23 protein-coding genes are annotated in these 22,019 nt (G+C 59.2%); 15 read left to right on the top strand and 8 right to left on the bottom strand.

Annotated elements, in window-relative coordinates:
- Positions 1-38: 38 nt before the first annotated feature.
- Both gluQRS and dksA read right to left on the bottom strand, forming a co-directional pair.
- A complete protein-coding gene (gene gluQRS, locus VY732_RS25100) occupies positions 39-935 on the bottom strand; it encodes a tRNA glutamyl-Q(34) synthetase GluQRS (RefSeq protein WP_331692288.1) in 897 nt (298 codons plus the stop codon).
- 206 nt (positions 936-1,141) lie between these two features.
- Positions 1,142-1,585, bottom strand: a complete 444-nt coding sequence (gene dksA / locus VY732_RS25095; RefSeq protein ID WP_008080850.1) for an RNA polymerase-binding protein DksA — start codon at positions 1,583-1,585, stop codon at positions 1,142-1,144.
- 334 nt (positions 1,586-1,919) lie between these two features.
- On the opposite strand from dksA, the gene VY732_RS25090 reads away from it, so the two are divergent.
- Both VY732_RS25090 and sfsA read left to right on the top strand, forming a co-directional pair.
- Positions 1,920-3,092 (top strand): pyridoxal phosphate-dependent aminotransferase, encoded by a 1,173-nt coding sequence (locus VY732_RS25090; protein ID WP_123593234.1) that lies wholly within the window; start codon positions 1,920-1,922, stop codon positions 3,090-3,092.
- Positions 3,092-3,805, top strand: coding sequence for a DNA/RNA nuclease SfsA (gene sfsA / locus VY732_RS25085; RefSeq protein ID WP_331692286.1), 714 nt, complete (start codon positions 3,092-3,094; stop codon positions 3,803-3,805). The genes VY732_RS25090 and sfsA overlap by 1 nt, the downstream gene beginning before the upstream one ends.
- Here the strand turns inward: sfsA and VY732_RS25080 are convergent.
- Positions 3,802-4,119 (bottom strand): Rieske (2Fe-2S) protein, encoded by a 318-nt coding sequence (locus VY732_RS25080; protein ID WP_137216720.1) that lies wholly within the window; start codon positions 4,117-4,119, stop codon positions 3,802-3,804. The two genes, sfsA and VY732_RS25080, sit on opposite strands and share 4 nt — an antisense overlap.
- Positions 4,120-4,284: 165 nt before the next feature.
- Here VY732_RS25080 and VY732_RS25075 point away from each other — a divergent pair, with 165 nt between their 5' ends.
- From VY732_RS25075 to VY732_RS25060, 4 genes are read left to right on the top strand one after another with little or no spacing between them, the layout of a single operon-like run.
- A complete protein-coding gene (locus tag VY732_RS25075; RefSeq protein WP_137216721.1) occupies positions 4,285-5,157 on the top strand; it encodes a heme/hemin ABC transporter substrate-binding protein in 873 nt (290 codons plus the stop codon).
- Between the two features lie 50 nt (positions 5,158-5,207).
- On the top strand, positions 5,208-6,191 hold the full coding sequence (locus VY732_RS25070; RefSeq protein WP_331695894.1) for a FecCD family ABC transporter permease: 984 nt from the start codon (positions 5,208-5,210) through the stop codon (positions 6,189-6,191).
- Entirely contained in the window at positions 6,191-6,958 is a 768-nt protein-coding gene (locus VY732_RS25065) for a heme ABC transporter ATP-binding protein (RefSeq protein ID WP_331692285.1), read from the top strand. The genes VY732_RS25070 and VY732_RS25065 overlap by 1 nt, the downstream gene beginning before the upstream one ends.
- 20 nt (positions 6,959-6,978) lie before the next feature.
- Positions 6,979-7,830 carry a ChaN family lipoprotein gene (locus VY732_RS25060; protein WP_331692284.1) on the top strand — a complete coding sequence of 284 codons (852 nt, stop codon included), beginning with the start codon at positions 6,979-6,981 and terminating at the stop codon, positions 7,828-7,830.
- A 232-nt stretch (positions 7,831-8,062) separates the two neighbouring features.
- On the opposite strand, the gene VY732_RS25055 is transcribed toward VY732_RS25060, so the two are convergent.
- The 4 genes from VY732_RS25055 to VY732_RS25040 all read right to left on the bottom strand — a co-directional run bounded on the left by VY732_RS25055 (position 8,063) and on the right by VY732_RS25040 (position 11,424).
- A complete protein-coding gene (locus VY732_RS25055; protein ID WP_331692283.1) occupies positions 8,063-8,857 on the bottom strand; it encodes a Crp/Fnr family transcriptional regulator in 795 nt (264 codons plus the stop codon).
- 16 nt (positions 8,858-8,873) lie between these two features.
- On the bottom strand, positions 8,874-9,146 hold the full coding sequence (locus VY732_RS25050; protein WP_003228231.1) for a TfoX/Sxy family protein: 273 nt from the start codon (positions 9,144-9,146) through the stop codon (positions 8,874-8,876).
- Positions 9,147-9,432: 286 nt separating this feature from the next.
- On the bottom strand, positions 9,433-9,777 hold the full coding sequence (locus tag VY732_RS25045; RefSeq protein ID WP_077574553.1) for a pentapeptide repeat-containing protein: 345 nt from the start codon (positions 9,775-9,777) through the stop codon (positions 9,433-9,435).
- A gap of 90 nt (positions 9,778-9,867) precedes the next feature.
- A complete protein-coding gene (locus VY732_RS25040) occupies positions 9,868-11,424 on the bottom strand; it encodes a bifunctional aminoglycoside phosphotransferase/ATP-binding protein (protein ID WP_331692280.1) in 1,557 nt (518 codons plus the stop codon).
- Positions 11,425-11,542: 118 nt separating this feature from the next.
- Between VY732_RS25040 and mrcB the strand changes: the two genes are divergently transcribed.
- The 3 genes from mrcB to VY732_RS25025 are packed head-to-tail and all read left to right on the top strand — an operon-like array spanning position 11,543 to position 14,968.
- Positions 11,543-13,867, top strand: coding sequence for a penicillin-binding protein 1B (mrcB, locus tag VY732_RS25035; RefSeq protein ID WP_137216726.1), 2,325 nt, complete (start codon positions 11,543-11,545; stop codon positions 13,865-13,867).
- A 16-nt stretch (positions 13,868-13,883) separates the two neighbouring features.
- Positions 13,884-14,633, top strand: coding sequence for a hypothetical protein (locus VY732_RS25030; protein WP_077574550.1), 750 nt, complete (start codon positions 13,884-13,886; stop codon positions 14,631-14,633).
- Positions 14,633-14,968, top strand: a complete 336-nt coding sequence (locus tag VY732_RS25025; RefSeq protein ID WP_201231345.1) for a YqcC family protein — start codon at positions 14,633-14,635, stop codon at positions 14,966-14,968. The genes VY732_RS25030 and VY732_RS25025 overlap by 1 nt, the downstream gene beginning before the upstream one ends.
- Before the next feature lie 105 nt (positions 14,969-15,073).
- Here VY732_RS25025 and VY732_RS25020 read toward each other — a convergent pair whose 3' ends face one another.
- A complete protein-coding gene (locus VY732_RS25020; RefSeq protein ID WP_331692278.1) occupies positions 15,074-15,490 on the bottom strand; it encodes a DUF4124 domain-containing protein in 417 nt (138 codons plus the stop codon).
- Positions 15,491-15,889: 399 nt separating this feature from the next.
- On the opposite strand from VY732_RS25020, the gene VY732_RS25015 reads away from it, so the two are divergent.
- The 6 genes from VY732_RS25015 to msrQ all read left to right on the top strand — a co-directional run bounded on the left by VY732_RS25015 (position 15,890) and on the right by msrQ (position 21,881).
- On the top strand, positions 15,890-17,614 hold the full coding sequence (locus VY732_RS25015; protein WP_077574872.1) for an acetolactate synthase 3 large subunit: 1,725 nt from the start codon (positions 15,890-15,892) through the stop codon (positions 17,612-17,614).
- 2 nt (positions 17,615-17,616) lie between these two features.
- Positions 17,617-18,108: an acetolactate synthase small subunit gene (gene ilvN, locus VY732_RS25010; protein WP_003176102.1), complete on the top strand. Its 492-nt coding sequence runs from the start codon at positions 17,617-17,619 to the stop codon at positions 18,106-18,108.
- A gap of 48 nt (positions 18,109-18,156) precedes the next feature.
- The gene (ilvC, locus tag VY732_RS25005; RefSeq protein WP_007909969.1) at positions 18,157-19,173 is read left to right on the top strand and encodes a ketol-acid reductoisomerase; all 1,017 of its coding nucleotides are present in this window, start codon (positions 18,157-18,159) and stop codon (positions 19,171-19,173) included.
- A 149-nt stretch (positions 19,174-19,322) separates the two neighbouring features.
- The gene (gene pssA, locus VY732_RS25000) at positions 19,323-20,180 is read left to right on the top strand and encodes a CDP-diacylglycerol--serine O-phosphatidyltransferase (protein WP_016983477.1); all 858 of its coding nucleotides are present in this window, start codon (positions 19,323-19,325) and stop codon (positions 20,178-20,180) included.
- A gap of 64 nt (positions 20,181-20,244) precedes the next feature.
- Positions 20,245-21,258: a protein-methionine-sulfoxide reductase catalytic subunit MsrP gene (msrP, locus tag VY732_RS24995; protein WP_331692175.1), complete on the top strand. Its 1,014-nt coding sequence runs from the start codon at positions 20,245-20,247 to the stop codon at positions 21,256-21,258.
- Positions 21,258-21,881: a protein-methionine-sulfoxide reductase heme-binding subunit MsrQ gene (msrQ, locus tag VY732_RS24990; protein ID WP_331692173.1), complete on the top strand. Its 624-nt coding sequence runs from the start codon at positions 21,258-21,260 to the stop codon at positions 21,879-21,881. Before msrP ends, msrQ begins: the two co-directional genes overlap by 1 nt.
- Positions 21,882-22,019 lie beyond the last annotated feature (138 nt).

The following is a 22,019-nucleotide window of genomic DNA, read 5'->3' as shown; positions in this document are numbered from 1 at the left end:
GGCGATGGTAACGGATGGGCGCACGACTGCAAGTGTCGTCATTGCAGTTGCGCCTCGGGCAGGGTCAGTGTGCGCGGGATCTTTGTCGCATCCCAGTGCGCGCTGCCCCACGCCAGCAACTCTTGCGGCGTGGCGTGAGCCAGTTCGGCGTCGGGGTTTTGCCCCAGTGCGCGCAGGGCTCGCAGCAGCAACGGCGTCGCTTGATCGGCTTGCAGCGGCGGCGAGCGATAGGATTTGCCGAGCTTGTTGCCATCCGGTTGGGTAATCAGCGGCAGGTGCAAGTAACGCGGCTGGCGCAGGCCCAACAGTTCTTGCAGGTAGAGCTGGCGCGGGGTCGAGTCGAGCAGATCGGCACCGCGGACGATGTCGGTGATGCCTTGCCATGCATCGTCGAGGACCACGGCCAATTGATAGGCATAGAGGCCATCGCGGCGACGAATCACGAAATCGCCGACGTCGCGGCCCAGATGCTGGCGGTATTCGCCCTGTACGCGGTCGATGAAGTGGTATTCCAGCTCAGGCACGCGCAGGCGGATCGCCGCATTTTGCTGGTCATGGCCGGCATTGCGGCACAGGCCCGGATAGATGCCGTTGTACGCTTCGAGCTGTTTGCGCGAGCAGGTGCAGGCGTAGGCCAGGCCGTGATTGAACAGACTGTTGAGCACTTCGGCGTAGGCGTCATGTCGATCGCTTTGACGCACCATGTCGGCGTCCCATTCGAAGCCGTAACTTTCCAGTGCCTTGAGGATCGCGGTTTGCGCGCCAGGTTCTTCACGGGGCGGATCGAGATCTTCCATGCGCACCAGCCAGCGACCGCCGACCGAGCGAGCGTCGAGGTAAGAGGCGAGGGCGGCAACCAGCGAACCGAAGTGCAAATGGCCGCTGGGGGTTGGGGCGAAGCGGCCGATGTAGGCGGGGGATGTTTTGGCAGTCATGAAGACGAAACTACTTTTCAGGCTATACGCAGGTCAACCTGTAGGAGTGAGCCTGCTCGCAATAGCGGTGTGACATTCAACACCGATATTGACCGACCCACCGCTATCGCGAGCAGGCTCACTCCTACAAAAGGCAAAAGGCAAAAGGCAAAAGGCAGAAACAAAAACGGAGCGTTCGCACGCTCCGTTTTTTGTTCAGGTCGAGATTATTTGCCGACCTGCTTTTCCTTGATTTCCGCCAGTGTCTTGCAGTCGACGCACATGTCGGCTGTAGGGCGTGCTTCGAGGCGTTTTACGCCAATCTCGACGCCGCACGAATCACACCAGCCGTACTCTTCGTCTTCGATCAGTTGCAGTGTCTTGTCGATTTTCTTGATCAGCTTGCGTTCGCGGTCGCGGGCGCGCAGCTCGAGGGCGAATTCTTCTTCCTGGCTGGCACGGTCGGCCGGGTCCGGGAAATTGGCCGCTTCGTCCTTCATGTGGTCAACGGTGCGGTCGACTTCCTGCATCAACTCCTGTTTCCACTTGTTCAGAACCTTGGTGAAGTGCGCGCGCATCGGGGCGCCCATGTACTCCTCACCTTTCGCCGGAACATAAGGTTCGAAACCGCTGATCGTCTGATTCTGCTGTTGCTTTGCTTGGGTGGGCATGAAATGGACCGCCTCTACTCTTGTAATCCATTGCGCAGGATTGCTCCATCACCGACACCTGCCGGCCCTGCGGCTGCAAGCGGGCGAACTTACCAGATCAATTCGGCCTGCGCTACTCCCGGATGTCGAGGCCCCGGCGGGTGGCGCTTGCAAATGTTTGGCAAGCCGTGTCTGGTGGTGTTGAAGACCTGCTCAATCACTGATTTTAGTCAATCCTGGAGCGTACGCTCATATCGTTACAGTCCAGCGTTCTTGAGGCTGTGACCGCTGCGGGTTCTCGCTCGTTCCGGCAGATGGGTAGAATCGTCTCTTTTTCCCTGCCGAAGGAAAACCAATGGCTCAGCCGTACAGTGCGCGCAGTCGTGCGATCGAACCGTTCCATGTAATGGCGCTGCTGGCGCGGGCCAATGAATTGCAGGCTGAAGGCCACGACGTGATCCATCTGGAGATCGGCGAGCCGGACTTCACCACTGCCGAGCCGATCATCCGCGCGGGGCAGGCTGCACTGACGGCGGGCAAGACCCGCTACACCGCCGCGCGCGGCATTCCCGAGTTGCGCGAGGCGATCGCCGGTTTTTACCAATCGCGTTACGGCTTGAACATTGATCCGCGGCGGATTCTGATCACGCCGGGTGGCTCTGGTGCGCTGTTGCTGGCCAGTGCGTTGCTGGTCGATCCCGGTAAACACTGGCTGCTGGCGGATCCGGGTTACCCGTGCAACCGGCACTTCCTGCGTTTGGTCGAAGGCGCGGCGCAGCTGGTGCCGGTGGGGCCGGACGTGCGTTATCAACTGACCCCTGATCTGGTCGAGCGGCATTGGGATCATGACAGCGTCGGCGCACTGGTCGCTTCGCCGGCCAACCCGACCGGGACGATCCTGACCCGTGATGAGCTGGCCGGGTTATCCACAGCCATCAAGGCGAAACACGGGCATCTGGTGGTGGACGAGATCTATCACGGTCTGACCTACGGCACCGATGCCGCCAGCGTGCTGGAAGTCGATGACAGCGCTTTTGTCCTGAACAGTTTCTCCAAGTACTTCGGCATGACCGGCTGGCGCCTGGGCTGGCTGGTCGCACCGGAGGCGGCGGTCAGTGATCTGGAAAAGCTCGCGCAGAACCTCTACATCAGCGCCCCGAGCATGGCGCAATACGCTGCATTGGCGTGTTTCGAACCGGACACCATCGCCATTCTGGAAGAGCGCCGCGCAGAGTTCGGTCGTCGTCGCGATTTCCTCCTGCCGGCCCTGCGCGAGTTGGGTTTCAACATCGCCGTGGAGCCGGAAGGCGCTTTCTATCTCTACGCCGATATCAGCCAGTTCGGCGGCGATGCCTTCGCGTTCTGCCGTCATTTCCTTGAAACCGAACATGTTGCGTTCACCCCGGGCCTGGATTTCGGCCGTTATCAGGCCAGCCACCATGTGCGATTTGCCTACACGCAAAACCTCCCGCGCTTACAGGAAGCGGTGGAGCGTATCGCCCGTGGCTTGAAGAGCTGGCAAGGCTGATGCGCTTTTATCCCCCTCTGGAAGAGGCGCGACTGATCCGTCGTTACAAGCGTTTTCTTGCCGATATCGAAACCGTTAGCGGCGAGTTGCTGACCATTCACTGCCCAAACACCGGTTCGATGCTCAATTGCCAGGTCGAGGGCGGGCAGGTCTGGTTCAGCCGTTCTAATGACCCCAAACGCAAGTTGCCCGGCACTTGGGAAATTGGCGAAACCCCGCAGGGCCGTTTGTTCTGTGTGAATACTGCTCGTGCCAACGGGTTGGTCGAAGAGGCGTTACAGGCGGGCGTGATCACCGAGTTGAAAGGCTTTACCGCGTTGAAGCGTGAAGTCGCCTACGGGCAGGAAAAGAGCCGTATCGATTTCCGTCTCGAATACCCGAGTGGCCCGGCGTATGTGGAAGTGAAAAGTGTCACCCTGGGTTTCGACGGTACAGCGGTGGCGGCGTTTCCCGATGCCGTGACCCAGCGTGGCGCCAAGCATCTGCGCGAGTTGGCACATCTGGCGCGGGACGGAATTCGGGCGGTGCAGTTGTATTGCGTCAATCTGACCGGGATTGAAGCGGTGCGGCCGGCGAAGGAAATCGATTCGGCCTACGCCGATGCGCTTCTCGAAGCGGTCGCTTGTGGCGTTGAGGTTCTGGCATATGGCGTGCGGCTGGACCATGAAGAGATGGTCATCGACCGGCGTCTCGACGTGTTGCTCAACGGTTAAACATCGATCCACAGGCCTTGCGCATCTTCACGGCAATTGATGGCGGTGAGTGCTTGCCCGGCGCAAGGCCCGGCAACGCATTCACCATCCTCGATCAGAAACAGTGCGCCGTGGGTGGCGCACTGGATCAGGCTGTTGCTCGGGTCGAGAAACTGGTCGGGCTGCCATTCCAGCCCGACGCCACGGTGTGGGCAGCGATTGAGATAAACGAATGCCTGCCCGCTACGGCGTACGGCGAACAGTTTTTTCCCGTCGACTTCAAAACCCCGGCTGGTGGCCTCGGCGAGCTCGATGCCCGCGCAGAGAAACTTCATGGCTATCCTCTAATGTCCGCTCGTGTCTGGATATGTCCGAGCTTGACGTTTAAATGCAAACAATTATCAAATGGCGGCCTTCGCCCGCAGGCGGCTGGCAGATGTCGAGAATACTTGGCCTGCCATCCTGATGCCCGGGAAAAACCTTATTCAAGGAAGCTGTGTATGCGCCTGAGTACCCGCGTTGCCGTGCTGTGTGTCGGACTTTTGGTCAGCCACCAGGCTGCAGCGGCTGATTTGCCGCAACGTTGGGTCAGCGCTGGCGGTGCGCTGTCGGAGTGGGTCAGTGCGTTGGGCGGCGAGTCGAAACTGGTCGGCGTCGATACCACCAGTCAACATCCGGACTCGTTGAAGGCGTTGCCGAGCATTGGTTACCAGCGCAGTCTTTCAGCAGAGGGCATTCTCAGTCTGCGTCCGGACATTCTCATCGGCACTGAAGAAATGGGGCCGCCGCCGGTTCTGTCACAAGTCAAAGCGGCCAAGGTCCAGGTGGTGTTGTTCTCGGCTCAACCGGATCTGCCGACGCTGGAGAAAAACGTCACTCATCTGGGGCAGTTGCTCGGCACAGAGGCCCAGGCAAAGCAGCTACTGCAAAGTTATCAACAGCAACTCGATGCGCAGAAGGTGCGGGTTGCAGATGCGCAGTCCAAACACAAAGCGCCGGGTGTTCTGCTGTTGCTTGGGCATGCCGGTGGCAAACCGTTGATCGCCGGCAAGGACACCGCCGCTGACTGGCTGCTGCAACAGGCGGGCGGACATAATCTGGCAACTCACACGGGTTACAAGCCGTTCTCCGTAGAGTCCCTCGCCAGCCTCGATCCTGAAGTACTGGTGTTCGCCGACCGTGCGTTGACCGGTGAGGCGGCGAAAGCGGCGCTGTTCAAGGAAAATCCTATTCTCGATTCAAGCCGCGCGGCCAAGGCCGGGCGCGTGCTGGAGCTGGATCCGACCCTGCTGGTCGGTGGGCTCGGGCCGCGTTTGCCGGCAGCGCTGAAAACCCTGACTGACGGTTTCTACCCGGCCAAGAGCGGCCAATGACCACACTGGTAAAACCCCGTGGCTTGTTCATTGGCCTGACGCTTCTGTGTTTGCTGGCGATCTGGCTGTCGTTGGCGTTGGGGCCGGTGAGCCTGCCGCTGATCGATACGTTGCGCGCGGCACTGCGCATGCTCGGCGTGCCGTTGAAGCCGGACGGACTGGAGCAGGCTGAACTGATCCTCGGGCAGATTCGTCTGCCGCGAACCCTGCTCGGGCTGGCGGTCGGTGGTGTCTTGGCGTTGTCCGGCGTGGCGATGCAGGGCTTGTTTCGCAATCCGTTGGCGGATCCGGGATTGGTTGGTGTTTCCAGCGGCGCGGCATTGGGCGCAGCGATCGCGATTGTCGGCGGTTCGTTTTTTGGCGGTCTGCCGGAGTGGTTCGGGCCGTATCTGCTGTCGGTCTGCGCGTTTCTCGGCGGACTCGGTGTGACGGCTCTGGTCTATCGCCTCGGCCGCCGTAATGGCCAGACCAATGTCGCGACCATGTTGCTCGCTGGCATTGCCCTGACCGCGCTGGCCAGTTCCGCGGTCGGGCTGTTCACATATCTGGCGGATGACGCGACGCTGCGTACGCTGACCTTTTGGAACCTTGGCAGCCTCAATGGCGCCAGTTACGCGCGGCTCTGGCCATTGCTGATCATCAGCGCCGGTGTCGCGCTGTGGTTACCGCGTCGGGCGAAAGCGCTGAATGCCTTGCTGCTCGGCGAGTCCGAGGCTGGGCATCTGGGCATCGATGTCGAACGGCTCAAGCGTGAACTGGTGTTCTGCACGGCGCTGGGGGTTGGCGCGGCAGTGGCGGCCGCCGGGATGATCGGTTTTGTCGGCCTGGTGGTGCCGCATCTGGTGCGCTTGCTGGCGGGGCCGGATCACAAAGTCTTGCTGCCGGCCTCGGTGCTGGCGGGGGCGAGCCTGTTGCTGTTGGCTGATCTGGTCGCGCGGCTGGCGCTGGCGCCGGCAGAGTTGCCGATCGGCATCGTCACCGCGTTTATCGGTGCGCCGTTCTTCCTTTATCTGCTGCTGCGAGGGCGTGCCTGATGTTGCGTGCGCAGAATCTGCACATCCACCGAGGTCGCAAGACCGTGCTCAGCGATGTCACGCTGCAACTCGAACCGGGTGAAGTGCTCGGCGTACTCGGACCGAACGGCGCTGGCAAAAGTACCTTGTTGGGCGCCTTGTGCGGTGAGTTGGCGGCGAGCGCGGGCGGGGTTTCGCTCGATGGGCAGGCTTTGACTCACTGGACCGGGCCGCAGCGTGCGCAACGACTGGCGGTGTTGCCTCAGGTGTCGACGCTGGATTTTGCTTTTCGCGTCGAAGAAGTGGTGGGCATGGGCCGCTTGCCTTGGCAAAGCGGGCGGGTGCGCGATGACGAAATCATCGCGGCGGCATTGGCGGCGGCGGATGCCGGGCACTTGAGTGGACGCAGTTATCTGGCGCTGTCCGGTGGCGAGCGTCAGCGTGTGCATTTGGCTCGGGTGCTGGCGCAGCTTTGGCCGGGGCAGGCCGGGCAGACGTTGCTGCTGGATGAGCCGACGTCGATGCTTGATCCGCTGCATCAGCACACTACGCTGCAGGCTGTGCGCGAGTTTGCCGATCGTGGCGCGGCGGTGTTGGTGATCCTGCATGATCTGAATCTGGCGGCGCGTTATTGTGATCGCATTCTGCTGCTGGAAGGCGGGCGTCCGGTGGCGCTGGATACACCGCAGCAGGTTTTGCGACCGGACACGCTCCAGGCCGTATTCGGTCTCGAAGTGTTGGTGCAGCCGCACCCGGAGCGTGGGCATCCGCTGATCATCGCCCGCTGACTGAACATCGAGGTGATGGCATGCGTGTGTTGTGGCTGTTGGCGGTGGTGTTGCTTGCGGGGTGTCAGCATGCTGTGGCGCCACCGCCGGTCAGTGGCGAGATTCGCGATCTGCACAGCGGTGAAGTGCTGACGGCGCAGCAGTTGTTGAAGCGCTTGGCTGTGCCTGAGCGGTTGATCATCGGCGAGCAGCATGACAATGCCGACCATCACGCAGCGCAATTGTGGTTGTTGCGCTCACTCGGTGAGCAGCGGCCGCAAGGTAGCCTGCTCCTGGAAATGCTCGCGCCGGATCAGCAGCCTCGCGTTGATCTAGTGCGGCAGACGACAACGCCACCCGCTGACCTCCCTGGCGCATTGGCCTGGCAGGATGGCTGGGACTGGAATCTCTACGGGCCCATTGTCCGTTTCGCTTTCACGCAATCGTATCCAGTGCTGGCGGCGAATCTGACCAACGCCGAAATCCGCGCTTTCTATCGCAATTCGCCCGTGTTGAAGGGGGAGCGCAGCAATGCCGAGTCGGTGAAAACGCTGTTGTTGGAACAGATCAGCGATTCCCACTGTGGCCTGTTGCCCGAATCACAGATGCCGGCAATGCTCGCTGTTCAGCAACAACGTGATCGGCGTATGGCTGAGCGTCTGCTGGCAGCGCCCAGACCTTCAATCTTGCTGGCTGGCGCGTGGCATGCGCGCAAGGATGTTGGCGTGCCGCTGCATGTTGTGGATTTGGGCGCCACAGAGACTCCGACAGTGCTGATGCTGGCAGAGCAGGGCGCCGAAGTGACCGCCACGATGGCCGACTACGTTTGGTATACGCCTGCAACACCAAAACAGGATTACTGCGAGCAGATGCGCAAACAGTTCGGCAAATGACTTTTCCACAGGCAAAAAAAGACCCGGTAAAAACCGGGTCAAATAACCGTGATTAGCCTGATGAGGAGATAATCTGAGAGTCCGAACCAAGGGCTTTTCAGAATATCGACTGATCTCGCGACCAGTTGTGATAATCATAGCGATTCTCATTAGCGCGTCAACAACTGTTTTCTCATTTCTTTGATTTAGTCTTGGAAATGGCCGTAATGGCCCGGAAACAAAGGACATGGCGTCAGCTTCTGTTTGCGCTCAATTGGGTCACTTGCTTGTTCAATTGGCCGATCCGCCGCGCCATGCTCTCGATCAGGCTGTGGGCGATCTTCGGATTGGTGCGGGTCATGCTCAAGAATTGCTCACCGGGAATCAGCATCACGGTACTCGGCTCTCGAGCAATGACCGTGGCATTGCGCGGCTCGCCAGTGAACACGGCCATGGCCCCGAAAATCTCGTCCTTGGCCACGTCGCCAACCTTCTGCCCGTCTACAAATGCTTCGGCATGCCCCTCGATAATTACGAATACATGGTCAGCCGCGTCACCCTGCCTGATCAGCGTTTCACCCGCCTCGACCCGCTTGAAGCCATTGGTGCTGCGAAACTCGCGCGGTTTCAGCTCCGCGACGGCATGGGCGAGGATTGCCATTTGCCCCAGCAGATACTCGAGAAACTGTTCTGCCCGACGAGAGTCAGCAAATAAATGCTGGAAGACTTCCGGACGTCGATATGGCGTCAAACGTAACGTGCCCTCACTGCATAAGCGGCAATCCGCCCAGTCGTCTCCCTGCTGAAGGCCGATCACATCGCCCTCCTGCCAATAAAACAGTGGCCGGGTTCCGATGCAGCCATTGATCACACCGTCATTGAGCAGAAACAACTGATCAGCGGGTAACTGCGGTATCAGATCGTCCGTCGCGTCAAGTTGCAGAACCGGCCCGCAAGGCAACAGATCGCGCAGCCACAGCGAGGGCAAGCTCTGCAAACGGTTGATCAAGGCATCGACGTGAGCCGATTGTTCCCCCAGTAAATACATGACGGTCTATGCCCGTTCAGTTCTTGTGGCGCGAGGAAATGGCTTCAAGCTGCTTGTTCAGGGCATCCTTGCGTTCGGCGGGGATGTCGTTCCAGTGCACATCCATCAGCGCGCCTTCGATCGCATACAACAACACCTTCGATGCGCGAAACCCGCGGGTACGCACGGCCCGGTAGGCGTCCACCGCGCCCAGGCGACGCAAGTCCGAGGCGCTGTGGATGCCCACGGCATGCAGCCACTGCGCCGACGTCTTGCCAAGATTCTTCAGGTGTTGCAGTTCATCATTCATCAAGCCTCCTTGCGACGGCCGAATGGTGCGTGGGCGAGCTTCTCAGGAGTGTAGCCATCAGTAGGAAAAGCGTGGTTGTTTGGTCGGATTCAACGCAAACGCTTCTAAGAAAGGGCGCTTGAACGGCCTGCGAACGCAGATGAGGAGGGGGGAACACAAATCAATGTAGGAGTGAGCCTGCTCGCGATAGCGGACTGGCAGGCACACATGTGTTGAATTTTAAACCGCTATCGCGAGCAGGCTCACTCCTACAGGGAAGGCGTTGTGTCAGGGAGCGATGAGACGATCAGCGGGTGCGATAACGCAAACGCGTACCGAAATTCATCGACATCAGAATTTCGTCAGCACTCAGCTCCGGCGGGAAATACGCCCCGGAAATCTGTGCGTGAGCCAGGCTTGCACCTTCCAGCGATGCTTTACGGAAATCGATGCCACGTAAATCGGCGGAACGGAAGTACGCGTCCCGGAAATCCACGCCATCGGCGTTCAGTTCGCGCAGATCGAGACCACGGAAATCGCCGCCGACCATGTCGATCGGGCCGTCCTGTGGACGCTCCTTGTTGAAACCTGTGATGTCATCTTTGTGCAGCAAGGCATACAGCGGGGTGTCGAGAAGTTTCGGCTGGCTCATGTCATATCACCGTTGGTTTTATGACGCCAGTATAGTGCCACTATTTGGCGGCCGTGAAGCAAGCGAGGGCTTCACGGCCGAAATAGTTTCTTACAGGCCTGGCAGGCGCTGACGAATCTGCGCAACCACGGTGTCCAGCGTGCCGGACTCATTGGTCTGCACGCGTTTGCTGCGCAGGATTTCTTCCGGCGTCAGCGCTTCGCGGTTGGCCTGCTGCGCTTCGATCACGGCCAGCGTAGCGTCGGACGGATCCTGTTTGTCCGCCTGACGAATCGCCAGCCAGCTCTCGATCACCGCTTGCGGCGCGTTGCAGTCGAGGATCAGGAACGGTGTGCCGGTGGCTTCGGCAATTTTTGCCGCGTTGTCGCGTTGTTCGCGCTTCAGATAAGTCGCATCGATCACCACCGGGAAACCGGCGTGCAGGATCACTTCAGCGATTTCATGCAGGCGCGCGTAGGTCGCGACGCTGGCATCGGCACTGTAAATGCCGGCCTGCACGTCGTTGGCGACGGTTTGCTCGCCGAACAGACGCTTGCGTTCTACGTCCGAACGCAGGCGAATCGCGCCCAGCGCTTCGACCAGACGCATGGCCACGTGGCTCTTGCCGACAGCGGAAACGCCGTGGGTAATCGCCATGAAGCGCGACGGAATGGTGCTGTAGCTTTCCGCCAGGTTGGCGTAGTTGCGGTACTGGCGCAGGGTGGTGGCGCGCTGCACCGGAGTCGCGTCCGCCGGCATGCTGAACAGCGCAACCTTGGCGCGAACCAGTGCGCGGTAGGCTTTATAGAAGTTCAGCACTTCCAGGCCCTGATAGTCGCCAGTCAGTTCCAGGTATTGGCTGATGAAGCGGCGCGCCAGGGATTTCAGGCCGCGGTCTTCCAGATCCATCGCGAGGAAACCGGTGTCGGCCCAGACGTCAGTGAAGCGGAACGGTTCGTTGAACTCGATGCAGTCGAAGATCACCACTTTGCCGTCGATGACGGTGGCGTTGCCCAAGTGGATATCGCCGTGGCATTCACGGGTAAAGCCTTCGACCTTGCGTTGGGCGAACAACGGCTTGAGACGTTCGAAGCTGCTTTCGGCCCAGGCTTTCAATGCGTCGAGTTGCAGCAGATCGTTTTTGTCGCTGAGGAACGGCAGGATCTGCTCAAAGTTTTGTGAGACCGGCGCCATCACGCTGTCCGGGGTGCCGGCGTCGTGTTCAGCCGGGACTTTTGGCGCGGCGAGGTGGAAGCGCGCAATCTGCTCGGCCATCTCGTCGATGTGCTGGGTGGTCAGCTCGCCGTTGGCTTGCAGGGTGCTGAGCAAACCGCTCTGCGGGAACTGGCGCATTTTCAGCACATATTCGATCGCCGCGCCGTCGCCGCCCAGTTGCGGTGCTTCAACGCTGCCGGTCACTGGCAACACTTCCAGATACAAATCATCAGTCAGACGCTGGTTCAGACGCAGCTCTTCAGCACAGAAATGCGCGCGCGAGTCGAGACCGGTGAAGTCGAGGAAGCCGAAATTCACCGGCTTCTTCACTTTATAAGCGAACGGGCCGGTGAGGATCACCCACGAGATATGCGTTTCGATGACCTGAAACCCTTCGACAGGGTGCGGGTAGAGGGCCGGGTTTTGCAGGGCAGCGATCAGTGACTGGCTCACGGGCGATCCTTCAGAGACTGGGGGAAATTCGAGGCGGCCATTATGGCCGCTCGCCAGCCTGACGCAAACCTCGGAGCGCTCCTGTTGAGGATGAATAAAGTGCGTATAATCCGCCGCCATGACTCGAACTCGATCCCCCCGTACCAAGAAAAAACCACCCTCCAAGGGCCTTAGCCCATGGTTGAGCTGGGCCATTAAACTCAGTCTGGTCGGCCTTGTCGTGCTGGCCGGCTTCGCCGTTTACCTCGATGCCGTGGTGCAGGAGAAGTTCTCCGGCAAGCGCTGGACCATTCCGGCGAAGGTTTACGCGCGCCCGCTCGAGCTGTTCGTCGGACAAAAGCTCAGCAAGGACGATTTCCTTACCGAACTCGATGCCCTCGGCTATCGCCGCGAAGCCGTGAGCAATGGCCCCGGTGCAGCGGCCGTCAGCGGCAATACTGTCGATCTGAATACCCGTGGCTTCCAGTTTTATGAAGGCCTGGAAAAACCGCAGCCGGTGCGTGTGCGTTTCTCTGGCGATTATGTGGCTGAGCTGTCGGCGACCAACGGTTCGAAATTGTCCGTTGTGCGCCTCGAGCCGCTGATGATCGGCGGGATTTATCCGAAAAATCTCGAAGACCGCATTCTGATCAAGCTCGATCAGGTGCCGCCGTACCTGCTTGAAACTCTGGTCGCTGTCGAAGACCGCGATTACTACAGTCACTGGGGCGTGTCGCCGAAGTCGATTGCCCGCGCTATCTGGGTCAACACCTCGGGCGGCAAGATGACCCAGGGCGGCAGTACGCTGACCCAGCAGTTGGTGAAAAACTTCTACCTGACCAACGAACGCAGCCTGACCCGCAAGCTCACCGAAGCAATGATGGCGATGCTGCTCGAACTGCATTACGACAAGAAGGAAATCCTTGAGGCCTACCTCAACGAAGTCTTCGTCGGGCAGGACGGTCAGCGTGCGGTGCACGGTTTCGGTCTGGCCAGCCAGTTCTTCTTCGGTCAGCCGTTGTCCGAGCTGAAACTGCACCAGGTGGCGTTGCTGGTCGGCATGGTCAAAGGCCCGTCCTACTACAACCCGCGTCGCAATCCCGAGCGCGCTCTGGAGCGCCGCAATCTGGTGCTCGATGTGCTTGAGCAGCAAGGCGTGGCAACGGCCGAACAGGTCGAAGCGGCGAAAAAAATGCCGCTGGGTGTGACGACGCGCGGCAAGCTTGCCGACAGCTCGTTCCCGGGCTTTATCGATCTGGTCAAACGCCAGTTGCGTGAAGACTACCGCGACGAAGACTTGACCGAAGAAGGCCTGCGCATCTTTACCAGTTTCGATCCGATTCTGCAGATGAAGGCCGAGGCGTCGGTCAACGACACCTTTAAGCGTCTGTCCGGGCGCAAAGGCTCCGATGATGTGGAAGCGGCGATGGTCGTGACCAATCCGGAAACCGGCGAAGTCCAGGCGATGATCGGCAGCCGTCAGGCCAGTTACGCCGGTTTCAACCGTGCGCTGGATGCGGTGCGACCGATCGGCTCGTTGATCAAGCCTGCGGTTTATCTGACTGCGCTGGAAAAACCGAGCCAGTACACCCTGACCAGTTGGCTATCGGACGATCCGTTGTCGGTCAAAGGCGCAAACGGTCAGGTGTGGAAACCGCAGAACTATGACCGCCGCTCCCACGGCACCGTGTTCCTCTATCAGGGTCTGGCGCATTCCTACAACCTGTCGACTTCGCGTCTGGGTCTGGAAGTCGGCGTGCCTAACGTGCTCAAGACCTTGGGGCGTCTGGGTGTAACGCGCGAGTTCCCGGCCTTCCCGTCGATGTTGCTCGGCGCCGGCGGCATGACCCCGATCGAAGTGGCGACCATGTACCAGACCCTCGCCAACGGTGGTTTCAATACGCCGATGCGTGGGATTCGCAGCGTGCTGACTGCCGAGGGCGAGCCGCTCAAACGTTATCCGTTCCAGATCGAGCAGCGTTTCGATCCGGCGTCCATCTATCTGATCCAGAACGCCATGCAGCGCGTGATGCGTGAAGGTACCGGCAGCTCGGTTTATAACGTCTTGCCGAAGACCCTGACGCTGGCGGGCAAGACCGGTACCAGTAACGATTCGCGTGACAGCTGGTTTGCCGGTTTCAGTCAGGACTTGCTGGCGGTGGTCTGGCTGGGCCGCGATGACAATGGCAAGACGCCGTTCACCGGTGCGACCGGTGCGCTGCAGGTCTGGACCAGTTTCATGCGCAAGGCCGATCCGCTGCCGTTGGACATGCCGCAGCCGGACAACGTCGTGCAGGCGTGGGTCGATTCGCGTACCGGGCAGGGCTCTGATGCCAACTGCCCGGGGGCGGTGCAGATGCCGTATATTCGCGGCAGCGAACCGCCACCCGGCGCTGCCTGTGCAAGCGAAACGCCTGCTTCCGGCGAGTCGGTGATGGATTGGGTCAAGGGCTGGATGAATTAAGCAAAGAGGGTTTCAAGTGAACAAGTGGTTGATTCCAGCGGTGACCGCCGTGGCTTTGCTCAGCGGCTGCTCTACCGTACAGCGTGGTTCGATTCCGGTGGTTGATTCCGGTACTGCGGTGTCCAACAGCGAACGTATTTCGGCCAATGGCGGTTTCCGCCAAACGACGGTCAAGCGCCCTGCGCAGGGCCAGACTCAGGCGATTCCGCAAGGTGACACTGGCGTGGTGGTGATGGTGCCGGGCGGCGGCGCTGCCGTGTCGACACCGATCAGCGCTTCGCCAATCGTGCCTGGGCCGGCATCCGGCGGTATCACGTCGGGGCCGTACAACCCTTCGCCGGCTGAGTCTGCGCCGATCAACTCCGGCAGCTACAGCATGCCATCGACGCCGAGCGGCATTCCTTCGGCGAGCAGTGGCGGCGGTCTGTCGGCCGATGAGCAACTGGACGGTCCGGTACTCGCTTTGCTGACCACTGCGCAGCAGCAACAGGCCGGCGGCGACCTCAACGGTGCATCGTCCAGCCTTGAGCGAGCCCAGCGTGTCGCTCCGCGTGAACCGCAAGTGCTTTATCGCCTGGCGCAAGTGCGTATGGCTCAAGGCGATGCGCCGCAAGCCGAGCAGTTCGCCCGTCGTGCGCTGACCATGGCCAACGGTCGCCCGGACCTGCAAGCCAACCTGTGGGAAATCATCGCTCAGTCCCGCGAGAAACAAGGCGATTCCGCCGGCGCCGCTCAGGCCCGTCAGAAGGCCAAGGTTTCGCTGTGATGGATGCCCGTTTCCCGAAAATTGCTGATCAGCTGTTGCTGATCGAGCGTGAACTGCGCACTCAGGGTTGGTGGGACGAAGTTTCGCCGTCGGCCGAAGCGCTGAGCAGTGTCGAGCCGTTCTCGGTCGATACACTGGACTTCGAGCAGTGGTTGCAATGGATCTTCCTGCCGCGCATGAAGATGATCCTCGAACAGGATCTGCCATTGCCGAATGCCTCGGGTATTCAGGAAATGGCTGAAATGGTCTTCGCCCAGCGCAACCTGCAGGGCAAGGACCGTCAGCTTCAGGTGCTGCTCAAAGAGTTTGACCTGCTGATCACTGCCTCGCGCTGATACCGAGTCTGTGTAGGAGCTGCCGAAGGCTGCGATCTTTTGATCTTCAAAGTCAAAAGATCGCAGCCTCGTTTCACTCGACAGCTCCTACAGTCCTGCAGATGCCTATTGGCAATTCTCGGCTATCTGCTTCTGAGCCTCGACAATGCGCTCCTGACGCTGTGCATCATCCAGCCGGCGCATCTGCCCCTCGACCTCTTCCCGCAAGCGCGGATTGTTCTGCAATTGCGCAAGGTTCGTCCGTGCCTGCTGGCAAAACTGTTTGAGCTGCGCCTGCTGATCCGCAACCTGCTGCTTCACCTTGTCATCGATAGCCTTCTGATCACCCAGCACACCGCTGCCCGGCATTGCCGCCGGTTTCGGCGGAGGCGAGGAGGGCGTCTGCATTGTCGTCGATGGCTGACCCTGCGGCGGCTGCGCATCAAAGTGCGTGACGCCTTGAGCATCGACCCATTTATAGATTTGAGCGGCCATACACCACGGGCTGAGGCCGATCAGCAGAGTGAGGAGGAGCGTTCGCATGCTGATTCCTTGGCAAAATTGCGCAATTGACACTAACAGAGTAGCGGTTTTCAGGTTTTTTCTTGCGTTCTCATGTGCTTACCCACAATTAACCACACAGACGACTTGACTTGGAGAGGGCGAAACAGAAGAATCCAAAGTCCGCTGTAGAGGGACTGCCAGAAGCAGACCCACTCGGTAGATCATGAGGCGCACATCCGCGCCGACCTGTTACACCCGCAACGCGTTACCTCGCGCTGGGTGGGAAAGGCCCGCAACACTTGGGACGATCCCAATACTTGCTCAGTCAGTGCTGACGTAGTCGGCGACCACCGTCGCTCATGCTCTGCCGAGAAGTAAACCTATTAAGACCCGCCCCTTTTTTGTGGACGGTATTCTGGCGTTTTAGAGGTGAACAACGTGGAGCTTTTATCTGGCGGTGAGATGCTCGTCCGCTTTTTGCGTGACGAAGGCGTCAAATATATCTACGGGTACCCGGGTGGTGCTCTCCTGCATGTTTACGATGCCCTGTTCAAAGAACCGGAAGTGACTCACATCCTGGTTCGTCATGAACAAGCGGCAACCCATATGGCTGACGGTTATGCCCGTGCCACCGGTAAAGCCGGCGTGGTATTGGTGACGTCCGGTCCTGGCGCCACAAACGCCATCACCGGTATCGCGACCGCCTATATGGACTCGATTCCAATGGTGATCATTTCCGGTCAGGTGCCAAGCACCATGGTCGGCACCGACGCGTTCCAGGAAACCGACATGATCGGTATCTCCCGGCCGATCGTGAAGCACAGCTTCATGATCAAGCACGCTTCGGAAATCCCGGAAGTCATGAAGAAGGCCTTCTACCTGGCGCAATCCGGTCGTCCGGGCCCGGTCGTGGTCGATATCCCGAAAGACATGACCAACCCGGCCGAGAAGTTCGAATACATCTTCCCGAAGAAAGCCAAGCTGCGTTCCTACAGCCCGGCCGTTCGCGGTCACTCCGGGCAAATCCGCAAGGCAGCAGAAATGCTCCTGGCGGCCAAGCGTCCGGTCATGTACTCCGGTGGCGGCGTCATCCTCGGCAACGGTTCCGCACCGCTGACCGAACTGGCGAAAATGCTCAACCTGCCGGTGACCAATACGTTGATGGGCCTGGGCGGTTTCCCTGGCACTGATCGTCAGTTCATCGGCATGCTCGGCATGCACGGCAGCTACACCGCCAACCTGGCGATGCACCATGCTGACGTGATCCTCGCGGTCGGCGCGCGTTTCGACGATCGCGTGATCAACGGCCCGGCGAAGTTCTGCCCGAACGCCAAGATCATCCACATCGACATCGACCCGGCTTCGATTTCCAAGACCATCAAGGCCGACGTGCCAATCGTTGGTCCGGTCGAGAGCGTCCTGACCGAAATGGTTGCGATCCTCAAGGAAATCGGCGAGACCCCGAACAAGGAGTCGGTGGCCAGTTGGTGGAAGCAGGTGGATGAATGGCGCGGTGATCGCGGCCTGTTCCCTTATGAAAAGGGCGACGGCAGCCTGATCAAGCCGCAGACCGTGATCGAAACCCTCTGCGAAGTGACCAAGGGCGATGCCTTCATCACTTCCGACGTGGGCCAGCACCAGATGTTCGCGGCGCAGTACTACACGTTCAACAAGCCGAATCGCTGGATCAACTCCGGTGGTCTGGGCACCATGGGCTTCGGTTTCCCGGCGGCCATGGGCATCAAGTTGAGCTTCCCGGATGACGACGTTGCCTGCGTCACCGGCGAAGGCAGTATCCAGATGAACATCCAGGAACTGTCGACCTGCCTGCAATATGGCTTGCCAGTCAAAATCGTCATCCTCAACAACGGTGTTCTGGGGATGGTGCGTCAGTGGCAGGACATGAGCTACGGCAGCCGTCACTCGCACTCCTACATGGAATCGCTGCCTGACTTCGTCAAGCTGGCTGAAGCCTACGGCCACGTCGGCGTACGCATCACCGAATCGAAAGATTTGAAGTCGAAGATGGCAGAAGCGTTCGCCATGAAGGATCGCCTGGTCGTGATCGATATTTCGGTCGACACCAGCGAGCACGTCTATCCGATGCAGATCAAAGACGGCTCGATGCGCGATATGTGGCTGAGCAAGACGGAGCGTACTTAATCATGCGGCACATTATTTCCTTGCTTCTGGAAAACGAACCCGGCGCTTTGTCTCGCGTAGTTGGCCTGTTCTCGCAGCGCAACTACAACATCGAAAGCCTGACTGTGGCCCCGACCGAAGACCCGACCCTGTCGCGTCTGACGCTGACCACTGTGGGCCACGATGAAGTCATCGAGCAGATCACCAAAAACCTGAACAAGCTGATCGAAGTGGTCAAGCTGGTGGACCTCTCGGAAAGTGCTCACATCGAGCGCGAGCTGATGCTGGTCAAGGTCAAGGCCACTGGCGCCCAGCGCGCCGAGATCAAACGCACCACCGATATTTACCGTGGACAGATCGTCGATGTCAGTGCCAGCGTGTATACCGTTCAATTGACCGGTACCAGCGACAAGCTCGACAGCTTCATTCAGTCCATCGGCACCGCATCGATTCTGGAAACCGTCCGTAGCGGCGTGACCGGCATTGCCCGCGGCGACAAAGTACTCAGCATCTAAACCAAATTAGCGAATGGCCTGAACGGCCTGGATATAAAGGGGAAATTCATGAAAGTTTTCTACGATAAAGACTGCGACCTGTCGATCATCCAGGGCAAGAAAGTTGCCATCATCGGTTACGGTTCCCAGGGCCACGCCCAAGCGTGCAACCTGAAAGACTCCGGTGTCGACGTTACCGTTGGTCTGCGTAAAGGTTCGGCCACCGTTGCCAAAGCTGAAGCTCACGGCCTGAAAGTGACCGACGTTGCTTCCGCTGTTGCTGCCGCCGACCTGGTCATGATCCTGACCCCGGACGAGTTCCAGTCCTCGCTGTACAAGAATGAAATCGAGCCGAACATCAAGAAAGGCGCCACCCTGGCCTTCTCCCACGGCTTCGCGATCCACTACAACCAGGTTGTGCCGCGTGCCGACCTCGACGTGATCATGATCGCGCCGAAAGCACCAGGCCACACCGTACGCTCCGAGTTCGTCAAAGGCGGCGGTATCCCTGACCTGATCGCGATCTACCAGGACGCCTCGGGCAACGCCAAAAACGTTGCACTGTCCTATGCTGCCGGTGTTGGCGGCGGTCGTACCGGCATCATCGAAACCACTTTCAAGGACGAGACCGAAACCGACCTGTTCGGCGAACAAGCCGTACTGTGCGGCGGTACCGTTGAACTGGTCAAAGCCGGTTTCGAAACCCTGGTTGAAGCTGGCTACGCGCCGGAAATGGCCTACTTCGAGTGCCTGCACGAACTGAAGCTGATCGTTGACCTCATGTACGAAGGCGGTATCGCCAACATGAACTACTCGATCTCCAACAACGCTGAGTACGGCGAGTACGTGACTGGCCCGGAAGTGATCAACGCCGAGTCCCGTCAGGCCATGCGCAACGCCCTGAAACGTATTCAGGACGGCGAATACGCCAAAATGTTCATCAGCGAAGGCGCAACCGGCTACCCTTCGATGACCGCCAAGCGTCGTAACAACGCCGCTCACGGCATCGAAGTCATCGGCGAGCAACTGCGCTCCATGATGCCGTGGATCGGTGCCAACAAGATCGTCGACAAAGCCAAAAACTAAGTCGTTGTCCCTTGTATGAAAAAACGCGGCCTCGGCCGCGTTTTTTCGTTTGGGGCTGTGGTTCTGGTATAAAGCTGCAGCGTTTGTGGCCGAACTGTCGTCCTCAAGCACCTGTCGAAATTTCTCCAAACCGTTGCAAGGTAATGTCCATGAGCGAACGTCCCGAAGAGCCGAACAAGGCTTCTGACGCCGAAAGCCTGCTGCCCATCGATGAACACATCGAAGAAGGGCACGACGCAGAAGGTCGTAAAGTCCGGCATCGTGGTATCTATCTGCTGCCGAATCTGTTCACCACTGCGAACCTGTTCGCAGGGTTTTACTCCATCATCAACTCCATGAGCGCTCAGGCTGCTCTAAGTGCTGGCGACTCGGCCAATGCGAGCAAGTACTTCGCGTTCGCCGCGATCGCGATCTTCGTCGCCATGGTGCTCGACGGTCTCGACGGTCGCGTGGCGCGCATGACCAACACGCAAAGTGCCTTCGGTGCCGAGTACGACTCGCTGTCGGACATGGTTGCGTTCGGTGTTGCCCCGGCGCTGCTGGCGTTCGGCTGGGCGTTGGGTGATATGGGCAAGGTTGGCTGGATGGTCGCCTTCATCTATGTAGCGGGCGCGGCGTTGCGTCTGGCGCGCTTCAATACTCAGGTGGGTACGGCTGACAAGCGTTACTTCATCGGTCTGGCCAGTCCGGCTGCAGCCGGTGTGGTCGCGGGGATTGTCTGGGCGTTCAGCGATTACGGCATTCAGGGTTCGAAGATGTCGTTCCTGGTCGCGCTGATGGTTGCGGCGGCCGGCATGCTGATGGTCAGCAACATCAAGTACAACAGCTTTAAGGAGCTGGACCTGAAGGGCCGCGTGCCGTTCGTGGCGATCCTTGCTGTCGTGCTGGTGTTCGCCGTGGTCTTCAGCGATCCACCGCGCATTCTGCTGCTGGTGTTCCTCGCCTACGCCGCTTCTGGCCCGGTGCAGTACCTGTTGCATCTTCGTCGGCACAAAAAAGCCGAGTGATGTAATTTCCCGCATACTCCGCAGTCTATGGGTGCATCAGTCCTCCAAAGCCTGCGGAGTTGCCATGTTGATCAAAGTCCCCAAAGCGTCCGACTGCCATGAGTCGGATGTCACGCCTGAAGCCATTTATCTCTCTCGCCGCCAATTATTGGGGGCCACTGCTGCCGGTATCGCCGTCAGCAGCCTGCCACGCTGGGCCAATGCCGAGGATGCATCGCGGTATGCCGATGTCGAGCCGGGCAAAGCGCCTGCCTGGTTTAACGACAAGCTGTCCTCTACTAAATGGGGAGCAGTCAACGTCAAGGATGAGGCAATCACGCCTTATAAAGATGCCACCCACTACAACAACTTCTATGAGTTCGGAACCGACAAGGGTGATCCGGCAGCTAATGCCGGCTCACTGAAAACCGAACCGTGGAGCGTAGTGATCGACGGGGAGGTGGGTAAGCCAGGGCGCTATGCGCTGGAAGACTTCATGAAGCCTTACCAGTTGGAAGAGCGTATCTATCGTTTGCGCTGTGTCGAGGCGTGGTCGATGGTGATTCCGTGGATTGGCTTTCCGATCTCGGCGCTGCTCAAGCAGGTCGAGCCAACGTCCAAAGCCAAATACATTCGCTTTGAAACCTTGCAGGATCCCAAGAGCATGCCCGGGCAGCGCTCGGGTTTTGCCTTGATCGACTGGCCTTATGTAGAAGGCTTGCGACTGGATGAGGCGATGAATCCATTGGCGATTCTGGCGGTGGGTATGTATGGCCGAGAGCTGCCGAATCAGAATGGCGCGCCACTGCGTTTGGTGGTGCCGTGGAAGTATGGCTTCAAGAGTGTCAAATCCATCGTGCGTATCAGTCTGGTCAGCGAGCAGCCGAAAACAACCTGGCAAAGCATTGCGGCAGATGAGTACGGGTTCTATGCGAACGTGAATCCAACGGTTGATCACCCACGCTGGACCCAGGCTCGGGAGCGGCGTTTGCCGAACAGCCTGTTCAAGCCCAACGTGCGTGATACGCAGATGTTCAACGGCTATTCGGATGAAGTCGCTTCTTTATATACAGGGCTCGATCTGCGGAAGAACTACTGATGCGATTTCCGTTCTGGCGTATAGGCGTTTTCATTGCGGCGGCTATCTGGCCGATGCTGTGGCTGTATCAGGCTCTCGAGGATTTACTCGGGCCGGATCCCGGCAAGGTGTTGGTGGATCGGCTGGGCTTGGGGACGTTGGTGTTGTTACTGATCACTCTGAGCATGACGCCTATGCAGAAGCTCACCGGCTGGGCAGGGTGGATTGCAGTGCGCCGTCAGTTGGGGCTCTGGTGTCTTGCCTACGTGGTTTTGCATCTGTGTAGCTATATGGCGTTTATTCTGGGTTTCGATTGGTCGCAGCTGACGGTCGAGTTGCGCAAGCGGCCCTACATAATAGTGGGGGCGTTGGGCTTTCTCGGATTGTTGGCGCTGGCGCTGACGTCGAATCGCTACAGTCAGCGTCGTTTGGGTTCGCGCTGGAAGAAGCTGCATCGTCTGGTTTACGTGATTCTGGGCTTGGGTCTACTGCATATGTTGTGGATCGTGCGTGCTGATCTCGAGGAGTGGGCGATCTATGCCTTTATAGGCGCAGTGCTTCTGCTGCTGCGTATCCCGCCAGTGATGCGTCGTATCCCGCGTTTGCTGGCTAAAAAGCAGGTTTTGCAAGAAAAGCGAAATTAACGGTTGACGGCAGATTTCAGATGTCTATAATTCGCCCCACTTCCGGCGCAGTCGAAACGGAAAACTCCTTGAGATTCAAAGAGTTATGTAGGTTTCGGCAGCGGGTTGCTTCAGTTCATCGAAGCCGAAAGGAAGTTG

Source organism: Pseudomonas sp. ZY71, from assembly GCF_036542145.1.
Classification (GTDB): domain Bacteria; phylum Pseudomonadota; class Gammaproteobacteria; order Pseudomonadales; family Pseudomonadaceae; genus Aquipseudomonas; species Aquipseudomonas koreensis_A.
The sequence above is the reverse complement of the archived record's forward strand: the minus strand, read 5'-3'. Positions and strand labels throughout refer to the sequence as shown.